Here is a 19,388-nt window from a genome sequence, read left to right as displayed (position 1 = left end):
CCCCCGTGCAGCAGATCCTCGACGCCATCACCTCCGACGACTCGACCGCGGAGGACTTCGCGGCCCTGTCGCTGCCGGAGTCCTACCGTGCGGCGTTCGTCAAGAAGGACGAGGTCGACATGTTCGAGGGCATGGCGGCGCGCGACAAGGACCCCCGCAAGTCCCTCCACGTCGACGAGGTCCCGGTGCCCGAGCTCGGACCGGGCGAGGCCGTGGTCGCGGTGATGGCGAGCGCGATCAACTACAACACCGTGTGGACCTCGATCTTCGAGCCGGTCTCGACCTTCGGGTTCCTCGAGCGCTACGGCCGGCTCTCCGAGCTGACCAAGCGGCACGACCTGCCCTACCACGTCGTCGGCTCCGACCTCGCCGGCGTCGTGCTCAAGACCGGCCCGGGCGTGACGAAGTGGAAGCCGGGCGACCGGGTCGTGGCCCACTGCCTGTCGGTCGAGCTGGAGTCGCCCGACGGCCACAACGACACGATGCTCGACAACGAGCAGCGGATCTGGGGCTTCGAGACCAACTTCGGCGGCCTCGCCGACGTCGCGCTGGTCAAGGCCAACCAGCTCATGCCGAAGCCCGAGCACCTCACCTGGGAGGAGGCCGCCTCCCCCGGGCTGGTCAACTGCACCGCCTACCGCCAGCTGGTCTCCAAGAACGGCGGCGACATGAAGCAGGGCGACAACGTCCTCATCTGGGGCGCCTCGGGCGGGCTCGGCGGCTTCGCGACGCAGTACGCCCTCAACGGCGGCGCCACCCCCGTCTGCGTGGTCTCCAACGAGGAGAAGGCCGACATCGCCCGCAGCATGGGCGCGGAGCTGATCATCAACCGTTCCGAGGAGGGCTACCGCTTCTGGAACGACGAGGGCACCGAGCAGGACCCGAAGGAGTGGAAGCGGTTCGGCGCGAAGATCCGCGAGCTCACCGGCGGCGAGGACATCGACATCGTCTTCGAGCATCCCGGCCGCGAGACCTTCGGCGCCTCGGTCTACGTCACCCGCAAGGGCGGCACCATCACCACCTGCGCCTCGACCTCGGGCTACATGCACGAGTACGACAACCGCTACCTGTGGATGAACCTCAAGCGGATCATCTCCTCCCACTTCGCCAACTACCGCGAGTCGTGGGAGGCCAACCGCCTCGTCGCCAAGGGCAAGATCCACCCCACCCTGTCGCGCACCTACGCGCTCGAGGACGTCGGCCAGGCCTCCCTCGACGTCCACCACAACAAGCACCAGGGCAAGGTCGGCGTGCTCTGCCTCTCCCCCGAGGAGGGCCTCGGCGTCCGCGACCACGAGATGCGCTCGGAGCACCTCGACGCCATCAACCGGTTCCGCGGCGTCTGAGCGGGGGTGTGAGAAGGGTCCCGAAATTCCCCGGTCCACGACACGCGGACCGGGGTGGGATCCCGACCACCGATCGGAGAGGATGGCTGTGGAGCGGCACCCCGCTCACCACACCGATCCGGGAAGAGGTTTGGCGCCCATGAGCGACAGCGGTCTGTCCATCTTCGACGACGACGAGCCGGACACCGGCGACGCCGCGACGGAGCCGCGGGGATCGTCACGATCAGGCACCACGACCTCGTCGGACGACGAGAAGACCCAGGTCATCCCGACCGTCCCGGCGCGCACCCGCGACGACGACGCCGAGCGCACCCAGCCGGTCCGCACCGTGCCGCCCGCCCGCCCGGGCGCCTCGGCGCAGGCGAGCACGGCCGGGTCAGCGGCGGTGACCTTCCCGGCCGTACGCCGTGGCGGCTACGACCGCGCGGCGGTCGACTCGGCGGTCACGCAGCTGCGGGGCGAGAAGGCGGGGCTGTCGTCCTCGCTGTCGGCCTCGGAGAAGCGGGTGCTCGAGCTCGAGTCCCAGCTCGACGAGATGCGCCGGCAGGTCGAGGAGAACGCCAACCCCTCCTACGCCGGCCTCGGCGGCCGGGCCTCGGCGATGCTGCGGTTGGCCGAGGAGGAGACCCAGGAGATCCGCGCGGCTGCCGCGAAGGAGGCCGACGAGATCCGGGCCCAGGCCACCCGCGACGCGACCGGCATCCGCGCCGACGCCTCGCGCGAGGCCGAGGACATGCGCCTGGTCCAGCTCAAGGAGCTCGACGAGACCCGGCAGCGGCTGCTGGCCGAGGCCGAGCAGGACCGCAAGCTCGCCAGCGCCGAGGCCGAGGACCTGCTGGCCTCGGCCAGGCGCGAGGCCGACCAGGTGCGGCTGGCCTCCCAGCAGGAGTCCAACGACCTGCGGACCAGCGCCAAGCGCGAGGCCGAGCAGGCGCGTGCCGCGGCCGACCGCGAGGTGCAGGAGGCACGCCGGACGCTCGCGGTGGAGAAGGAGCGGCTGGCCAAGGAGGCCGCCGACCACCACTCCAGCGCGATGGCCGAGACCCAGCGGCTCGTGACCGAGGCCGAGGAGCGTGCCAAGGCCGCCGAGGAGCGGGCGCGCGAGGCCAACAAGCAGGCGCAGGCCCACCGCCAGCAGGCCTCCAAGGAGGCCGAGGCGACGCTCCAGCGGGCACGCCGTGAGGCCGAGCAGGTCGTCGCCTCCGCACGGACCCAGGCCGACTCGATCAACACCACCTCCACCGCCGAGGCCGAGCGCGACCTCGCTGCGGTCCGGGCGGAGGTCGACCGGGCCGCCAAGCGTCGCGACGCGATCGCGGCCCAGCTCGCCTCGCTGCGCGACGTGGTCGCCGGATTCGGCACCGACGACGACGACGACGAGCCGGCCTCCAGCAAGGCGACGAAGCCCTGAGCGGCTGGACCGGCCGCCGGCGCGACCGGGAGCGGGCGGAGGCCGCGGCGCTCCGTGCCGAGCGGGCGGCCGACAGCGTGGCCGCGTCCGGTGCCGACGACGGCACGGAGGGACGGCCGGTGCCCGCCCTGATCAGGCACTCCCCCTTCACGGTCGGGTTCTTCGGTGCCCTCGGCGCGCTGTTCGCCATCTTCCTCGCCCAGCAGGTGCTGTCGATCTCCTCGACGCTGATCCTCCTGGTGATGGCGATGTTCCTCGCGGTCGGGCTCAACCCCCTGGTCGAGTGGTTCGTGAACCACGGCGTGCGGCGGGCGGTGGGCGTGCTCATCGTCCTCGTCCTGGTGCTGAGCATGTTCGCCCTGTTCGTCACGGCCCTGGCACCGGTGATCAGCGACCAGATCCGGCTGATCACCGACAACGCCCCCCGCTGGCTGCGGGAGCTCCAGACCAACCAGCTCGTCCAGGACCTCGACGACCGGTTCGGCGTGATCAGCAAGGCCGAGCAGTACTTCGCGTCCGGCGACTTCGGCCAGCAGGCGTTCGGCGGTGCGCTCGGGGTCGGGCTCGCCGTGCTCTCCGCGCTGGCCAACAGCGTGATCGTGCTCGTGCTCTCGATCTACTTCCTCGCCTCGCTCCCCTCGATCAAGCAGGCGTGCTACCGCCTGGCCCCCGCCTCGCGCCGCCCGCGGGTCAGCGAGCTCGGTGACAAGATCGTGCGCTCGACCGGCGCCTACGTCGCGGGGGCCTTCCTGGTCGCCGTCTGCGCAGGCCTGACCACGCTGGTCTTCACGTTCGTCGTGGGCCTGGGCGACTACGCGTTCGCGCTCGCCTTCGTGGTCGGCCTGCTGAGCCTGATCCCGATCGTCGGCTCGATCATCTCCGGGGTGCTGATCACCGCGCTGGGGCTCACGGTGTCCCCCACCGTCGCCCTGGTCTGCATCATCTACTACGTCGCCTACCAGCAGCTCGAGGCCTACGTGATCTACCCCCGGATCATGGCGCGGTCGGTCTCGGTGCCCGGGGCCCTCACCGTGATCGCCGCGCTCGTCGGGGGTGCCCTGCTCGGCATCATCGGCGCGGTGCTGGCCGTCCCGGTCGCCGCCGCCCTCCTGCTGCTGCACCGCGAGGTCTTCCTGGTCCGCCAGGACGCCCGCTGACCGGACCAGCGGTCAGGGCTGCCGGCTGAGGAGGACGGCGGGGACGCCCCCGGTCGACCAGGGCTCGACCAGTGCCTCGGTGAGCCCGACCGTACGGCCGTCCCCCTGCACGTGGGGGCAGCCGTGCAGCTGCGGACGCACGACGTACGCCGTGCCCGCGACCTGGACCACCACCCACTCGTCGTCCCCGCCGAGGTCGCACGCCCGCCCGGCGGGCAGGTCCTGGTCGGGAGCCGCGTCGAACGCCGCGACGAACCTCTGGGCGCGCTCCCGGTCCAGCGGCGTGGCGTAGGTCAGCCAGGCCTCGCCGCGCTCACGTCGGTAGGCGCACACCAGGTCCTCCTCGTCCTCCGGCGGCACCACCTCCGACGACGGGTCGAGCAGGTCGCCACGGTTGGCCAGGCAGGTCGCCCCGCCCACGGCCGACCCCACGACGTGGCGGCGTACCTCGTCGTCGGTGGTCGCGACGGTCATCCGGGTCCCCTCGAGCTCCCAGGTCTGCTCGACCCAGCCCTCGGCGAGACGCCGGACGCCGATCGGGAACGGCGAGTCGAACCACAGGTAGGGCTCCACGGGGACGCTCGCGCTCTGAGCGACGTTCTCGCAGGTGTCGTCGAGCGGGACCGGCCGGCCGACGTAGCCGGGCTGGACGCGCATCGCCTCACGCGGTCCGGCACGGTCGCCGGCCGGCGAGTAGGTCGCGCCCCAGCCGCAGTAGAGGTCGACGTCGCCGGCCTGCGGGAGGCGCAGTGGCGCGCTCCCGAACCACCAGTCGCCCGGCACCTCGACGGCGACGTCGTGCCAGTACTCCGCGCGCCACGCCGGCTCAGGGTCCGCGGAAGCCGTCGCGGAGGCCGTCGCGGTGGCCGACGGCGAGGACGCCGACGGGTCCGCCGGATCGGACGGCGAGGCGGTCTGCTCGTTGCCGCGGCCGCCGAGGCACACGACCAGCAGCGCGGTCGCCACGACGGTCCTCACGCCACGCATTCAGCCACATCGCCGCCTGCTGCGGGAGCGAACCGCTCAACCCCGGGCGGTGCTCCGCTCCCCGAGCTTGACCAGGACGACGCCGGCCACGATCAGGGCCCCGCCGACGAACTGCACGGCGATCGGCAGCTCACCGAGGAACAGCCAGGCGAAGAGCAGGGCGAAGAGCACCTCGAGCAGGGCGACGAAGGACGCCAGCCGCGAGCCGAGCAACCGCACCGCCATGATCCCGGAGGTGTAGGAGACCGCGCAGGTGATCGCGCCGAGGCCGAGGACCGGGATCCACCAGGCGACCTCGGTGGTGCCGTAGACCGCCGGCTCGGTGGTCCAGGTCATGTCGAGCAGACCGACCGCACCGGCTCCGAGCAGCCCGAGGCTGCCGACCGCCAGCCCGGCCGCGGCGAGGACCACCGGCGGCAGCGCGTTGTCGGCCTGGGCCGAGAGGACGAAGAAGGTCGCGCAGCCGATCATCGCCAGCGTCGCCCAGGCCACGCCGAGCGGGTCGAGGTCGGCGCCGCCCGAGACCAGGTCGAGCACGAGCACGAGCCCCACGGCCGCGACCACCCCGCCGAGCGCGGTGAGCCGGCCGGGGCGCATGCCGTGGCGCAGCCAGAGCCACACGACGACCGCGACCGGCGCGATGTACTCGATCAGGAGGGCGACGCCGACCTGCATCCGCTCGATGGCGCTGAAGTAGGCGAACTGGGTGACCGCCGTGACCATCAGCCCGTAGCCGACGACGAAACCGGCGTTCTCGCGCAGCAGGTGCCAGCGGCCGCGCAGCGCGACGACTCCCGGGACGAGCAGGACCAGGGCACCGACCACGATGCGCGCGGTGACCGCCGCGGCCGGGGTCCACCCGGCGGCCAGGAGGCCCTTCGCCATCGCGCCGGACGCACCGAAGCTCGCCGCACAGATCAACGCGAAGGTGAGACCCGCAGCCGTGCGGGGCGAGGTCACCTCCTGCACCCTGTCATCCGTCATCGTCGCCATGGCATGTGACACTAGGTCACCCGCATGTAAGGTGTCAACGTGGTTTTCGCCTATGACAGCGAGATGTCGCTCCAGTCGGCCGTCGAGCTGGTCAACAGCGCCGAGGAACCCGACACGCTCGACGCCGTGGCCGACCTCGACGACTTCTGGTCGCGGTGGCGCTACACCGGCCGGCACGACCGGACGCGCGCGGAGCTGTCGGAGGTCCGGGACCTCCGCCCGCGGCTGCGGGCCCTCCTCCTCGCCCCCCGCGACGAGGCCGTGGAGCTGGTCAACGCCGCACTCTCCGAGGTCAGCTTCCGCCCCGCGCTCGTGCGCCACGAGGAGTTCGACTGGCACCTCCACGCCGTCGACCACGACGCCCCGCTCGCGGAGCGGATCCTCGTCGAGACCGCGATGGCCATGGTCGACGTGATCCGCGCCGACGAGCACTCCCGGATCGGTGTCTGCGCCGACGACGGGTGCGGCGGCGTCGTGCTCGACCTCTCCCGGAACCGGTCGCGTCGCTACTGCTCGACCACCTGCGCCAACCGGAACGCCGTGGCCGCCTACCGCGCCCGGCGTTCCTGAGGCGTCACTCGAGCCTCACTCCACGGTCACGTCGACGCTGCCTGCGGAGCTGTACTGGTCGCTGAGCAGGTAGTGGATGCGGTAGTCGCCGGGCGGCAGCGGCCACGGCCGGCCCTGCGACTCCGGCCCCAGGGTCATGTCGCCGAACACCGTCGGGGGCAGCGCGCCGGCGTCGTGGTCGCCGGTGTAGCCCCACAGCAGGTAGTCGTCCCGTTGCGGGTCGGCGGCCCCCCGTTCGTAGACCCCGATCCAGTCCCACCGGTTGGCCGGGCCGCCGTCCCAGGTCACCTCGATCGGCTCGCCGACGGCGTACGTCGTCCGGTCGGTCGTCAGGCTCACGCCGTCCTCGGCCGAGCGGACCCAGAACGAGTTGCGCTCGAGCTCGCTCCCGTCGGGATCGGTCAGGACGACGTCGTAGCCGCCGGGGGCGAGCGGCGCGGTGTCGAACGACGTCTCGCCCGACTCGCCCTCGACGTCCTGCGAGGCCAGCGGCTCCGCGCCCGACCCGCCCTCCGGGACCACGGAGATCGTGGTCCGCGGATGTCCGGGCGCGTGGTGGAGCACCCCGAGCTGCTCCCCCTCGGTCAGGAGCCGACGCTCCAGGGACAGCGTCCGCCGGAGCTCGACGGGCGTGACCTCGAACGTCGACAGCACCGCCCGGTGGTCCGAGGTCCAGGGCTCGTAGCCACGGTCCACGTCCGGCCCGCCGGTCTCGCCGACGAGCTCGCTGGTCCGCGTGAGCGCCGGACCCCCGGCGTAGAGGTAGTCGATCCGGTCGCCGCGATCACCGTCACCGAAGGTCACGCCGGGGTTCTCGACGGGGTCGGGGTGGACCTCGCGGAAGGTGTCGCGCAGCCCGATGCCGAGCAGCACCTCGCTGACCGGCCAGGGCACCGCCTCCGTGACGCCCACGCGGGCGCCGCTCCCCTCCTCGGTCCAGTCCAGGCTCGAGGGCTGGTTGAGGTCGCCGGTGAGGAACACCGGGTAGCCCTCGGCCAGCAGCTGCTCCACGCTCGGGGTGAGGACCTCGATCGAGGAGGTCCGCACCTCGTCCTCCGAGGCCAGCACGTCGGCCATCGGCACGCCGTTGCGCAGCAGCCGTGGCCCGTAGCGCACGTAGTCGAGGTGGGTGTTGACCATCGCGACCACGAAGCCCGGTTCGACCTCGATCAGCGAGTAGAGGCCGTCTGCTCCGGACGGCTCGTGGATCGGGTATTTCGAGAGCAGCTGGAGACCGAGGTTGTAGTAGGGGTAGCCGGTCCTCCGGGCGATCTCGGGCAGCCGGTCGTAGGACTCGAGCACCCCGACGACGTCGGCGTCGACGTCCTCGATGACGGCGTCCGTGGACCGGTCACCGCCGTACTCGATGTTGTAGGTGAGGACGCTCAGCTCCCGCGCGTCCCCCGGCGCGAGGCCCGCCTCGGCGGGCTCGGGACGGTCGGCGCCGTCGACGCCGGTGCACCCGACCAGCACCAGTGCGGCCATCCCCGTCGCTGCCGACCGCCAGGAGCGCCGCACGGCCGGTCAGCCGATCCGGGCCACGAGGTAGTAGCAGCCGACGCCGGCCAGCTCGCCCTCGGCCTGCGGGAGGTAGGGCGCCGGCCCGTCGACCTCCGCCTGCGCGAGCACGCCCTCCGCCACCAGCCGGTCGACGACGGCCTGGCAGCCCCGGGGCTCCCACAGGTCCTCCCGCTGGGTCACGGCGACGACGCCTCCACGCCGTACGACGCGGGCGAACTCGCGCCAGACAGCTTCGACGTCGGGCAGGTAGGTCATCACCCCGACACACACCAGCGCGTCCACCCCGTCGTCCTCGACCGGGAGCGGCTGCTGGAGGTCGGCGCGGTCGAGCCGGTCGTAGGCGCCGGTCCGGCCCGCGACCTCCAGCGACGCCGGCGAGATGTCCAGCCCGATGATCCTCGCGGCGCAGCCGCGCTCGCGGAGCGCCGTCCCCACCAGCCCGGTGCCGCACCCGACGTCCAGCACCGCCTCGGCCGACGGGACCCGGGTGACCACGACGTCGGCCACGACCGCAGGTGCCCGGTAGGACCAGGCGGCCAGGTCGTCGTCATAGCTGCCGGCCCACGCGTCGTAGCGGCCCGCCACCTCGTCCGGGTCGGTGGTGCCCGCGTAGAGCCAGTCGTCGCGGGAGGTCTCCTCAGCGCCCATCGGCACAGCGTCTCACGGTCGAAGGGGTCGACACCCTGCTCCTCGCGCGCCACAATGGCCGCCACTGGCTGAACAGTCAGTTAACCGGCAGCCGACCACGGGAGGCGCGCACGTGAGCTTCGACCCCGCCGATCCATCGCTGAGACGCCGACGGCCCGCACCGCTGGGCCGCCGGGAGGTGCTGCGAGGGGGGTTCTGGCTCAGCGTCGGGCTCGGCGCGTCCCCGCTGCTCGCGGCGTGCGGGGGCGACGGCGGCGGCTCGGCGCAGTCCGGCGGCGCGCCCTACCCGCTCGCCCGGCCGGACGACCCGGTGGCCCAGCCGCTCAAGGACAGCAACCCGCCGATCGAGGACGGCCTCGACCCCGAGAGCGGCGGCGTCCTCCGGATCCTCAACTACGACCAGTACATGGCCCCCGGGGTGATGAAGACCTTCGGTGCCGAGCACGGCGTCGAGGTCCAGGTGACGCCCTACACGACCTACGACGAGATGCTGGCCAAGCTGCGGGCGCCCGGCGAGTCCTTCGACCTGGTCTTCCCGGGTCCGAGCGTGCTGAGCAAGATGGTCTACGCCGACCTCATCCAGCCGCTCAACAAGACCTACGTCCCGAACCTGACGAACGTCTGGCCGGAGTACCAGGACCCCTGGTACGACCAGGGCGCCCGCTACACCGTGCCCTACACGATCTACGACACCGGCGTCCTCTACCGCGCCGACCGGGTCTCGAGCGTGCCGGACAACGGCTACGACCTGATGTGGGACGAGGCCTACGCGGGCAAGATCTACCTGCTCGACGACCAGCAGGAGGCGATCGCGATGTCGCTGCTGCGCAACGGGATCACCACCGACATCAACACCAGCGACCCCGCCCTCGTCGCCCAGGCGACCGACTCGCTCATCGAGCTCATCGACAAGGTCCAGGTCAAGGCCAACATCAACGCCTACTCCGAGGTGCCCGAGGGCACGGCCACGGTCCACCAGGCGTGGTCCGGCGACGCGATCGCGGGCCAGTACTACCTGCCCAAGGGCGAGGGGCCCGAGGTCCTGGCCTACTGGCGCCCGGAGAGTGCTGCGGAGCGGGTCATCGGCAACGACAACATCGCCATCCCCCGCAGCGCCGAGAAGCCGGTCCTCGCCCACCTCCTGATCAACGACCTCCTCGACGACAAGATCGGTCTGAAGAACTTCGGCTGGAACGGCTACCAGCCGCCGCTGACGACGCTGTCCGCGCAGTTCCTGGTCGACCAGGGCTACATCCCGGAGAACCTGATGAACGCGGTCGTCGAGCCGTCGGACTTCGAGGAGGGTCTCACCTTCTACGAGGTCCCCCCGACGACGGAGGCCCTCTGGCGCCAGTCCTGGTCGCAGTTCAAGGCCGGTGGCTGACCCCGCGGCCGACCACCGCCGTACGACGCGACGGCTGTGGCCCGCGCTCGCGCTCCCCGGCACGCTGTGGCTGGTCGCCCTGTTCCTGGTGCCCGTCTACGCCGTGATGGCGGTCGCGTTCAGCGGCAACATCAACATCTTCGGCGAGCCGATCCCGGCGTGGAACCCGCTCGACTGGCAGTTCGCGACGTTCTCCCAGGTCGTCACCGAGTCGGTCTCGGGCCCCTACCGGGCGGTCTGGGTCCGCACCGCGGTCTACACCGGCCTCGCCCTGATGATCTGCGCGGCCATCGGCTATCCCGTGGCCTACTACACGGCCCGGCTGGCCGGGAAGCGGCGCGGCCTGGTCCTGGCCCTGATCCTCGCCCCGTGGTGGATCAACTACATCACCCGGATGCTCGCGTGGGTCAACCTGCTCCAGGACGACGGCTACGTGAACAAGGCCCTCGGGATCGTCGGCGTGGCCCCGGTGTCGTGGCTGGCCGGCAACCCGGTCACCGTCGTGATCGCCCTGGCCTACGGCTACCTGCCGTTCTTCATCCTGCCGCTCTTCGCGTCGCTGGACCGGATCGACCAGCGGCTGCTCGAGGCCTCCCGCGACCTCGGGGTCGGCTCGGTCCGCACGTTCCTCCACGTGACGCTGCCCCTGTCGAAGCTCGGCCTGGTCACGGCGTTCGTCGTCACGGCCCTGCCGATGGCCGGTGACTACTACACGAACACGATCGTCTCGAGCTCGCCGAACACCACGATGATCGGGAACCAGATCGAGCTGTTCCTCCTCCAGGGCCCCTCGAAGAACTTCGGCGCGGCGCTCGTGCTCCTGCTCTCGCTGGTGCTGCTGTTCTTCATGGCCTACTACCTCGTCCTCACGCAGCGGGCGAGCCGGGAGGCGCGATGACTCCCCCGTGGCGCAACCCGTGGCGACGCCCCTACGCGCTGGCCGGACTCACCTGGCTCTACATCCTGTGGTCGCTCGCCCCGGTGCTGATCGCGGTGCAGTTCTCGTTCAACGACGGCCGGTCGCGCAGCACCTGGCAGGGGTTCTCGACGCAGTGGTACTGCTGCGCCGAGGGCTCGGTCGGCGAGGACCCGAGCCTGTTGCTCGCGCTCCAGAACAGCCTGGTCCTGGGCGCCGTGACGGTCCTGATCGCCACGCCCCTCGGTGTCGCTCTCGCGCTGGGTCTCACCCGGTGGCGCTCCCGGGCCAGCAAGGTCGCGAACGGCATCGCCCTGGTCCCGCTCGTCACCCCGGAGCTCGTCGTCGGGTCGGCGCTCTACCTGGTGATGGTCAACCTCTACCAGTTCGTGCCGCTGGGCCTGCCGGCCATGATCCTGGGCCACGTGACCTTCTCGGTCTCCTACGTCCTGGTCGTGGTGCGCGCCCGGCTGCTGGCCATCGGCGGCGACTACGAGGAGGCGGCGCAGGACCTCGGCGCCAGCCCGTTGCGGGCCCTGCGCACGATCCTGCTCCCGCTGCTGACGCCGTCGATCCTCGCCTCGTCGATGCTGGTGTTCGCGACGTCCCTCGACGACTTCGTCGTCAGCCAGTTCCTCTTCGGCGACGCCTCCAACGTGACCGTGCCGATCAAGCTCTACAACGCGGTGCGCTCCGCCCCCACCCCGGCGCTCAACGCCCTGGCGACGCTGCTGCTCGTCGCCTCGTTCCTCGCCCTCGCGCTGGCGTACGTCGCGCTGCGGGCGCGCCGACGCGGCGACGGGGGCTCGGCGCTGGAGGACCTCGCCGACTACGGCTGAGGCGCGGCTGCCGCTTCGGAGGACTCGGACGCCGCGAGGACCCGCAACGACTCCGGCGGCAGGTGGACCGTCACGGGCTCCCCGGAGGCCGGGCTGGCGCCCCGGCCGGTGTTGGTGACCAGCGACTGGAGCACGTCGCCGTGGGGCAGGCGGACCGCCAGCTGCGTGGTCGACCCGAGGAAGACCTGGCGGTCGACCATGCCCGGGATCCGGTTGGAGCCGGTCAGCCCGGCCTCCTGCACCTCCACGCACTCCGGCCGGATGACGGCACGGCGCGCGGCGGGGCCGGCGCCCGCAGGCACCTGCGCCTGCAGCGTGAACTCGCCGTACTGCACCGTGCGGGTCCCGGCGTCGCCCGGGGTGCACGCCACGTCGAGCAGGTTGGCCACGCCGAGGAAGTCGGCGACGAACTCGGTCGAGGGCTCGCGGTAGACCTCCTGCGGGGTCCCCAGCTGGACGACACGGCCCCGCTCCATGACCGCGAGCCGGGTCGACATCTCCAGCGCCTCCTCCTGGTCGTGGGTGACGAAGACGAAGGTGATGCCGACCTCGCGCTGCAGCGCGGACAGCTCGGCCCGCAGCGAGTGGCGCAGCTTCGCGTCCAGCGCGCCCAGCGGCTCGTCGAGGAGCAGCACGGACGGCTCGAGGACCAACGCCCGCGCCAGCGCCACGCGCTGCTGCTGCCCGCCCGACAGCTGGTGGGGACGGCGCTGCGCGTAGTCGGCGAGCCGCACCAGCTCCAGCGCCTTCGCGACCCGCGCGTCGCGGGTCGCGCCGTCCAGGTCCTTGCGCCAGCGCAGCCCGTAGGCGACGTTCTTCTGCACGTCGAGGTGGGGGAAGAGCGCATAGCTCTGGAAGACGGTGTTGACCGGGCGCTTGTGCGGCGGCTTCGGCGCGACGTCGACGCCGTCGAGGAGGATCTGGCCGCCGGTGGGCTGCTCGAAGCCGCCGAGCATGCGCAGGGTCGTGGTCTTCCCGCACCCGGACGGGCCGAGGAGGGTGAAGAACTCCCCCGCACCGATCTCGAGGTCGATGCCGTCGACGGCGGTGACGCCGTCGTAGTCCTTGCGGAGACCGAGGATCGAGATGGCACCACCGGGCATGCGTCGGAGCCTAGACAGCCGAGCGGCGGTTGTCACTGGTGACTGAACAGTCAGTTAGTTGATTCTGCCTAGCGACACCACGACTCACTGACTGTACAGTTAGCGAATGGTCAGCGAGATCCGAGAGACCCTGCCGGGTGCGGCCTACCACTCCGCGGAGACCTACGCCGTCGACACCGAGCGGGTGTTCTACCGCAACTGGGTCTACGTCGGGCGCGCCGAGCGGGTCCCGAAGCCGGGCTCGTGGATCCGGGTCGAGGTCGCCGACGAAAGCATCCTCGTCGTGCGCGGCAAGGACGACCGGATCCGGGCGTTCTACAACGTCTGCCGCCACCGCGGCTCCCGGCTCTGCGAGGAGCCGCAGGGCGAGGTCCGCACCCACCTGCGCTGCCCCTACCACGCGTGGGGCTACGCGCTCGACGGGACGCTGGTGACCACCCCGATGATCGAGAAGGAGGAGATCGACCGGCCGTCGACCTCGCTGTGGCCGGTCCACGTCGACGTCTGGGAGGGCTTCGTCTTCGTCAACCTCTCCCGCGAGGAGCCGCAGCCCCTGCTCGACCACCTCGCCGACCAGCTCGACGAGCCGCTCCACCTCGCCCGGTTCGGCCTCGGCGAGCTGCGCATCGGCCACATGACGAGCATCGAGGTGCAGGCCAACTGGAAGATCGTCATCGAGAACTACAACGAGTGCCTGCACTGCCCGACCGTGCACCCCGAGCTGGTGTCGGTGGTGCCGGCCTACAAGAAGGGCTGGATCCTCGAGGACGGCCGCGACGACGGCGGGGTCTCGCTCGCCGACGGTCGCACCACGGTGGCCCTGGACCCGCGGCTGCGGCTGCCGCTGCTTCCGGGCGTGACGGAGGGCGAGACCCAGGCCTACTACGGCGCGCTCGTCTATCCGACGATGTTCCTCGACGTCGACGGCTCGGCCTGCCTGGCGACCGCCGTCTTCCCGACCGGTCCCCAGAGCTGCCTGCTCGTGACGGAGTACCTCTTCAGTCCCGAGGCGGTCGCCGACCCCGACTTCGACCCCACGCCGGTCGTGGAGTTCAACGAGCTGGTGATCCGGCAGGACAACGACGCGTGCGAGCGGGTCCAGCGCGGGGTCACCTCGCGTGCCTTCGACCACGGCGTCTTCCCCGAGAAGGACTCCTGGGTCTACGAGTTCGACCAGCGCTACCTGCGCGACGTCGAGACCCCCTAGGACGGGTCCTCGGCCAGGACGACGCGCGCGTCCAGGGCGACCACGCCGTCGGGCCGGGCCAGCACCGGGTTCAGCTCCAGCTCCGCCAGCTCCGGGTGGGCGGTCGCGACCAGGGACACCCGGGCGACCAGCTCGGCCAGGGCGTCGAGGTCGACCGGCGGCCGGCCGCGGGCGCCGAGCAGGACCGGTGCGCCCTGGAGCGAGAGCAGCAGGTCGCGCGCTGCCGCCGCCCCGACCGGGGCCAGCGCGCACCGGGTGTCGTCGAGCACCTCGGTGAGGACGCCGCCGAGCCCCACCATGACGACCGGCCCGAACCGCGGGTCGCGGACCGCTCCGACGATCAGCTCGGTCCCGCCGGAGGTGTCGGCCATCGCCTCGACCGAGACCGACGGCGGCGCCAGCCGGTCGACCAGGTCGGCGTGGGCCGCCAGCACCTCGGTGCGGTCGGCCAGCCCGAGGACCACGCCTCCCCCGTCGGACTTGTGGACCCGGCCGGTCGCCTTGAGGACGACCGGATAGCCGATCTCGCCCGACGCCAGCGCCTCCTCCAGCTCTCGGGGGCCGGCTACCGACCGGGCCGACGGGAAGGCGATGCCGGCGTCCGCGAAGAGCGAGCGCGCCGCGGCGTACGACGCGTCGGTGACCGGCGGCGCCGGGTCCGGGACCGCGACGTCCCCGGTCCGGGCCGGTTCGACGAGGCCGGCGAGCACCGCGGCGGCCCGGTCGACGTCACGGTGCACCGGGATCCCGGCCTCGGCGAGCACCTGGCTCGCCGCACTGCCGGGGTCGACCGTCTGCACCACGAGCGGCGTCGTCCCCCCGCTGACGGCCGCGGCCATCTCGTGGGCCGCCGTGAGCTCCGCGCCGGTCATCCCGGGGTCCCAGGCGCCGTAGCCGCCGAAGTAGCCCGTCAGCAGGACGCCGTCGACCTGGTCGGAGTCCACGAGCACGCGCACGCCCCGCGCATAGCTGGACAGGTCGCGCTCCCCCGCGCCGGCGAGGTCCACCGGGTTGGCGAGGGACGGGTGGGGCCCGAGCGCGGACCGGAGCTCGCCGAGGACCGGCTCCGCCAGCGACGGGGTGTCGAGGGCCGCGGCCGACAGCACCTCGGCAGCCACGGCGCCGTGCCCGCCGCCGTCGGTCAGGATCGCCACCCGGCGGCCCCGCATCCGCCGCGGCGACCGCAGCGCGACCAGGAGGTCGGCGAGCTGAGCCAGGTGGTCGACGCGCCGTACGCCGGAGGCCGCGCAGGCCGCGTCGATCACCATCGAGGAGGTGGTCAGCGACCCGGTGTGGGAGATCGCGCTCCGGGCCGCCGTCTCGCTGCGCCCCGGCGCGAGCAGCACCACGGGCTTCCCCGCGGCGGCCAGCGCCCGCGCGGCGGACACGAACCCGCGTCCGTCGACGGCGTCCTCGGTGTAGACCGCGACCGCGCGCGTGCCGTCGTGGTCCACGCAGGCGCGCATGAAGTCGACGACGCCCAGGTCGGCCTGGTTGCCGAGCGAGACGAACCGGGAGATCCCCAGGCCGCGGTCGGCGAGGAGCCCGGCGAGGTCGAGCACGAGGTTGCCGCTCTGGCTCAGGACGGCGACGTCGCCCGGCGGCAGCGTCCCGGGGGCGAGCTGGAGGTCGGAGGTGTGGTCGACCACCCCGAGGCAGTTGGGCCCGACGATCGCCGTCCCGCCGGCGCGGGCGACCGCGACTGCCTCGGCCTCCCGGGCGGCGCCCTCGGGACCGGTCTCGGAGAGGCCGGCGGTGATCGCGACGACCACCCGGACCCCGGCGTCGACGGCGTCGGTCACCGCCGCGACGAAGCCCGTGGCCGGGACGCAGAGGACGGCGAGGTCGACCGGGTGCCCGACGGCGGCAGCGGCGGCCCGCACCGAGGGGTGGGTGGCCCGGCCGAGCACCTCGTGGCTGCGGCTGACGAGCAGGACCGGGCGGTCCGCGGCCGAGCCCAGCGCGCGGCGCGCGATGATGTGACCCCACTTGGCGGGGTCGTTGCTGGCGCCGACGACGGCGACCGAGCGGGGCGCGAAGAGGGCGTCGAGCCGGTCCGGCACGCCGTCGTCGTGGTCCTCCGGCGGCCCTTGACGCCTCACGGGCCAGATCCTAGCATCACTGACTGACTGGACAGTCAAGCAACGAGGGGCTGATCGATGACGGACGCGACGCCCCGGCCCAGCCAGCGGGCCCAGGCCGCTGCCGAGGCCAGGTCCCGGATCCTCGCGGCCGCCGCCGAGTGCATCGTGCGCGACGGCCTGGCCCAGGTCCGGATGGCCTCCATCGCCCGCACCGCCGGGGTCTCGGCGGGGCTCCTGCACTATCACTTCGAGACCAAGGAGCTCCTCTTCGGCGAGGTGCTGCGCTACTCCCACGAGGTCTCCGCCGAGCTCAACCGCCACGCCCTGGCCACCGGCGGCGACGGCCCCGCCGAACGGCTCGCCATCTTCCTCGACCGCTGCCTCCCGAGCGACGAGCAGCGCTCCGACGAGTGGCTGCTGTGGCAGGAGCTCGCGCTGCTCTGCATCCGCGACCCCGGGCTCGCCACCGTCGGCGCCGACCTCTACGAGGACCTCTACGCCACCGTCGCCGACATCGTGGCCGAGGGCGTCGGGGCCGGGGTCTTCACCACGGGCATGAGCAGCCGGGCCGTCGCCGAGACGGCGGTCGCCCTCACCGACGGCTTCGGCGGTCGGATGCTCGCCGGCGACCCGGGGTTCGGCATCGACGAGGCGCGGGCGATGCTCGCCGACGCGGTCGGCGTCCTGGTCGGTCACGACGGTCCGCTCCCCGACCCGACCCGCGCGGAGGGCGCAGGATGAGTCGCCCCGACGTCGTCGTGGTGGGTGCGGGGCTGGCCGGCCTCTCCGCCGCGCGCGACCTCGAGGCCGGCGGTGCGCACGTCACCGTCCTCGAGGCCCGCCCGCGCGTCGGGGGCCGGGTCGAGCAGGTCGAGCTCGACGACGGGCGTCGGGTCCAGCTCGGCGGCGAGGTCGTCGGCAACGCCCACACGAGCTATCTCGGCCTGGTGGCCGAGCTCGGCCTCACCCTGACGGCGTCCTACGTCGCCGAGCCGGGCGAGGTCACCCGGCAGGTCCCCGAGGCGGTCGACGTCGGCGAGTGGCCGTCGTGGTGCACCGAGGCCGACCGCGCCTCCGCGGAGAAGGTCGAGGCTGCGCTCGCGACCGTCGTGCGCGGGATCGATCCTGACGACCCGTGGTCCTCCCCCGACCTCGAGCGGCTCGACCGGACCAGCGTCGGTGACTGGATGCGCGAGGTGGACGCGTCGCCGGCGGTCATGCGGCTCGCCGAGATGTTCCAGCTGAGCATGTCCGACGGATCGATCGAGCGGACCAGCATGTTCGCCCACGCCCGCCAGCTCCGCGCCGGCGGGAGCACCGGCAGCTACGACTACGAGCAGTGGGAGAACCTGCGCGTGGCCGAGGGATCGGCCTCGGTCGCACTGACGATGGCGGCGGGGCTGCGCGACGTACGCCTGTCCACGCCGGTGGACCGCATCAGCGTCGGCGCGACCGGGAGTGTCGTCACGACCACGGCCGGCGAGACGCTGCGCGCCGACGCGGTCGTGCTCGCCGTCCCGGCGGGTCCCGCGCGCGACCTCGACATCGACGGCGTGAGCGAGGAGCGGCTGCGCTCGCTGCGGCGCCAGCGTCACGCGTGGGCCGCGAAGTTCGTCGTCGCCTACGACCGCTCGTTCTGGCGCGACCGCGGGCAGAACGGGCTCGCGGAGAGCGAGGGCGTGCTGGGGTCGACGTGGCCGCAGCAGGAGGGCGTGCTGTCGGCGCTGGTGCCGCCGGAGCGGTACGCCGCCTTCGCGGCCGCCGACACGGAGACCCGGACCCGCGAGGCACTCGCGCAGGTCGCCGGCCTCTACGGCGCCGAGGCGACGTCGCCGCAGCAGACGTGGACCCGGCTGTGGGGCACCGATCCTTGGACCCAGGGCTACGTCACCCAGTGGCGTCCCGGCGACGTGACGGAGGTCGGTCCTCTGCACGGGACCCACGAGCCACCGTTCTACGTCTGCGGCTCCGACCAGTGGGTCGCGGGCTACATGGAGGGCGCGGTCCGCACCGGGCGCGCCGCCGCGGCGGCCGCCCTCGGCGGCGGCTGACCGAGAAGGAGGGGCAGCGATGGACTTCGGCCTGACCGACGAGCAGCGCAGCATCGTCGAGGTGACCCGCGCCTTCGTCGAGCGCGAGCTCTACCCCCACGAGGAGGAGGTCGAGCGCACGGGCGTCGTCCGGCCCGAGGTGGTGGCCGAGATCCGTCGGAAGGCGATCGCGGCCGGCCTCTACGCCGCGAACATGCCCGAGGAGGTCGGGGGCGCGGGACTCGACACCGTCACGTGGGTTCTCTACGAGAAGGAGCTGGGCCGGGCCAGCTATGCGCTGCACTACTCCGGCGTCGTCCGGCCCTCCAACATCCTGCTCGCCGGCACCGAGGAGCAGCGTGAGCGCTACCTGCTCCCCTGCGTGCGCGGCGAGAAGGTCGACTGCCTCGCGATGACCGAGCCGGGTGCCGGGTCGGACATGCGCGGCATGCGCACGCGGGCGACCCGCGACGGCGACGGCTGGCGGATCAAGGGAAGCAAGCACTTCATCAGCCACGCCGACGAGGCCGACTTCGTGATCCTCGTGGCAGTGACCGGGGACGACCCGGTCCGGCCCGCCATGTCGGTCTTCCTCGTCGACCTCGACACCCCGGGCGTGGCCGTGCACGACGGCTACCGCAACGTCTCCCACCGCGGCTACACCAACTCGATCCTCGACTTCGACGACGTCCGGGTCGGGCCCGAGGCGCTGCTTGGCGAGGAGGGCAAGGGCTTCGAGCTGTCCGGGACGTGGCTCGGCTCAACCCGGCTCCAGGTCGCGGCGTCCTGCCTCGGCCGGGCCGAGCGGGCGCTGGAGCTCTCGGTGAGGCACGCCGCGACCCGCGAGCAGTTCGGCCAGCCGATCGGGAAGTTCCAGGGCATCGGCTTCAAGCTCGCCGACATGGCGACCGAGCTCCGCGCGGCCGAGCTGATGACGCTCCACGCCGCCTGGAAGTACGACCAGGGCACGGCCACGGACGCCGACATCGCGATGGCCAAGCTCAAGGCGACCGAGATGCTCGCGATGGTCGCCGACGAGGCGATCCAGGTCCACGGCGGGATGGGCCTCATGGACGAGCTGCCGCTCGAACGGATCTGGCGCGACGCCCGGATCGAGCGGATCTGGGACGGGACGTCGGAGATCCAGCGCCACATCATCAGCCGTTCGATGCTGCGACCCCTGGGAGCCTGA

At 72.5% G+C, this 19,388-nt stretch carries 17 protein-coding genes; 11 read left to right on the top strand and 6 right to left on the bottom strand.

The features are described 5' to 3' along the window. Positions 1–5 precede the first annotated feature (5 nt). The 3 genes from ccrA to ABD091_RS16690 all read left to right on the top strand — a co-directional run bounded on the left by ccrA (position 6) and on the right by ABD091_RS16690 (position 3,914). On the top strand, positions 6–1,346 hold the full coding sequence (gene ccrA, locus ABD091_RS16700) for a crotonyl-CoA carboxylase/reductase (protein ID WP_343920517.1): 1,341 nt from the start codon (positions 6–8) through the stop codon (positions 1,344–1,346). A gap of 139 nt (positions 1,347–1,485) precedes the next feature. After that, positions 1,486–2,757, top strand: coding sequence for a hypothetical protein (locus ABD091_RS16695; protein ID WP_343920515.1), 1,272 nt, complete (start codon positions 1,486–1,488; stop codon positions 2,755–2,757). A 119-nt stretch (positions 2,758–2,876) separates the two neighbouring features. Continuing rightward, on the top strand, positions 2,877–3,914 hold the full coding sequence (locus tag ABD091_RS16690; RefSeq protein ID WP_343920513.1) for an AI-2E family transporter: 1,038 nt from the start codon (positions 2,877–2,879) through the stop codon (positions 3,912–3,914). Between the two features lie 12 nt (positions 3,915–3,926). Here the strand turns inward: ABD091_RS16690 and ABD091_RS16685 are convergent, their stop codons facing one another. Together ABD091_RS16685 and ABD091_RS16680 are read right to left on the bottom strand one after the other, a co-directional pair. Beyond that, positions 3,927–4,892, bottom strand: a complete 966-nt coding sequence (locus ABD091_RS16685) for a hypothetical protein (RefSeq protein ID WP_343920511.1) — start codon at positions 4,890–4,892, stop codon at positions 3,927–3,929. A 45-nt stretch (positions 4,893–4,937) separates the two neighbouring features. After that, positions 4,938–5,885 carry an EamA family transporter gene (locus ABD091_RS16680; protein ID WP_343920509.1) on the bottom strand — a complete coding sequence of 316 codons (948 nt, stop codon included), beginning with the start codon at positions 5,883–5,885 and terminating at the stop codon, positions 4,938–4,940. 48 nt (positions 5,886–5,933) lie between these two features. Here ABD091_RS16680 and ABD091_RS16675 point away from each other — a divergent pair, with 48 nt between their 5' ends. After that, positions 5,934–6,464: a CGNR zinc finger domain-containing protein gene (locus tag ABD091_RS16675; RefSeq protein WP_343920507.1), complete on the top strand. Its 531-nt coding sequence runs from the start codon at positions 5,934–5,936 to the stop codon at positions 6,462–6,464. 15 nt (positions 6,465–6,479) lie between these two features. Here the strand turns inward: ABD091_RS16675 and ABD091_RS16670 are convergent, their stop codons facing one another. Continuing rightward, positions 6,480–7,982, bottom strand: coding sequence for an endonuclease/exonuclease/phosphatase family protein (locus tag ABD091_RS16670; protein WP_343920505.1), 1,503 nt, complete (start codon positions 7,980–7,982; stop codon positions 6,480–6,482). Between the two features lie 6 nt (positions 7,983–7,988). Continuing rightward, positions 7,989–8,633: a class I SAM-dependent DNA methyltransferase gene (locus tag ABD091_RS16665; RefSeq protein ID WP_343920503.1), complete on the bottom strand. Its 645-nt coding sequence runs from the start codon at positions 8,631–8,633 to the stop codon at positions 7,989–7,991. A gap of 112 nt (positions 8,634–8,745) precedes the next feature. Between ABD091_RS16665 and ABD091_RS16660 the strand changes: the two genes are divergently transcribed. From ABD091_RS16660 to ABD091_RS16650, 3 genes are read left to right on the top strand one after another with little or no spacing between them, the layout of a single operon-like run. Then, entirely contained in the window at positions 8,746–10,017 is a 1,272-nt protein-coding gene (locus ABD091_RS16660) for a polyamine ABC transporter substrate-binding protein (RefSeq protein WP_343920501.1), read from the top strand. Then, positions 10,010–10,915, top strand: a complete 906-nt coding sequence (locus ABD091_RS16655) for an ABC transporter permease (RefSeq protein WP_343920499.1) — start codon at positions 10,010–10,012, stop codon at positions 10,913–10,915. The genes ABD091_RS16660 and ABD091_RS16655 overlap by 8 nt, the downstream gene beginning before the upstream one ends. Further along, positions 10,912–11,772, top strand: coding sequence for an ABC transporter permease (locus ABD091_RS16650; protein ID WP_343920497.1), 861 nt, complete (start codon positions 10,912–10,914; stop codon positions 11,770–11,772). The genes ABD091_RS16655 and ABD091_RS16650 overlap by 4 nt, the downstream gene beginning before the upstream one ends. Here the strand turns inward: ABD091_RS16650 and ABD091_RS16645 are convergent. Then, complete coding sequence (locus ABD091_RS16645) at positions 11,763–12,875, bottom strand: ABC transporter ATP-binding protein (RefSeq protein ID WP_343920495.1); 1,113 nt, start codon at positions 12,873–12,875, stop codon at positions 11,763–11,765. The two genes, ABD091_RS16650 and ABD091_RS16645, sit on opposite strands and share 10 nt — an antisense overlap. 106 nt (positions 12,876–12,981) lie before the next feature. Between ABD091_RS16645 and ABD091_RS16640 the strand changes: the two genes are divergently transcribed. Next, positions 12,982–14,082 carry an aromatic ring-hydroxylating oxygenase subunit alpha gene (locus ABD091_RS16640; RefSeq protein WP_343920493.1) on the top strand — a complete coding sequence of 367 codons (1,101 nt, stop codon included), beginning with the start codon at positions 12,982–12,984 and terminating at the stop codon, positions 14,080–14,082. Here the strand turns inward: ABD091_RS16640 and ABD091_RS16635 are convergent. Beyond that, positions 14,079–16,184, bottom strand: a complete 2,106-nt coding sequence (locus tag ABD091_RS16635; protein WP_343920491.1) for an acetate--CoA ligase family protein — start codon at positions 16,182–16,184, stop codon at positions 14,079–14,081. The two genes, ABD091_RS16640 and ABD091_RS16635, sit on opposite strands and share 4 nt — an antisense overlap. Before the next feature lie 57 nt (positions 16,185–16,241). Between ABD091_RS16635 and ABD091_RS16630 the strand changes: the two genes are divergently transcribed. The 3 genes from ABD091_RS16630 to ABD091_RS16620 are packed head-to-tail and all read left to right on the top strand — an operon-like array spanning position 16,242 to position 19,388. Continuing rightward, positions 16,242–16,907 (top strand): TetR/AcrR family transcriptional regulator, encoded by a 666-nt coding sequence (locus ABD091_RS16630; protein WP_343920489.1) that lies wholly within the window; start codon positions 16,242–16,244, stop codon positions 16,905–16,907. Further along, complete coding sequence (locus tag ABD091_RS16625) at positions 16,904–18,217, top strand: flavin monoamine oxidase family protein (protein WP_343920487.1); 1,314 nt, start codon at positions 16,904–16,906, stop codon at positions 18,215–18,217. Before ABD091_RS16630 ends, ABD091_RS16625 begins: the two co-directional genes overlap by 4 nt. A 19-nt stretch (positions 18,218–18,236) precedes the next feature. Further along, entirely contained in the window at positions 18,237–19,388 is a 1,152-nt protein-coding gene (locus ABD091_RS16620; RefSeq protein ID WP_343920485.1) for an acyl-CoA dehydrogenase family protein, read from the top strand.

Source organism: Nocardioides aestuarii (assembly GCF_039527245.1).
In the GTDB taxonomy this organism is placed as follows: domain Bacteria; phylum Actinomycetota; class Actinomycetes; order Propionibacteriales; family Nocardioidaceae; genus Nocardioides; species Nocardioides aestuarii.
Note: the sequence above shows the minus strand (reverse complement) of the source record. Positions and strands in the feature narration are given on the sequence as shown.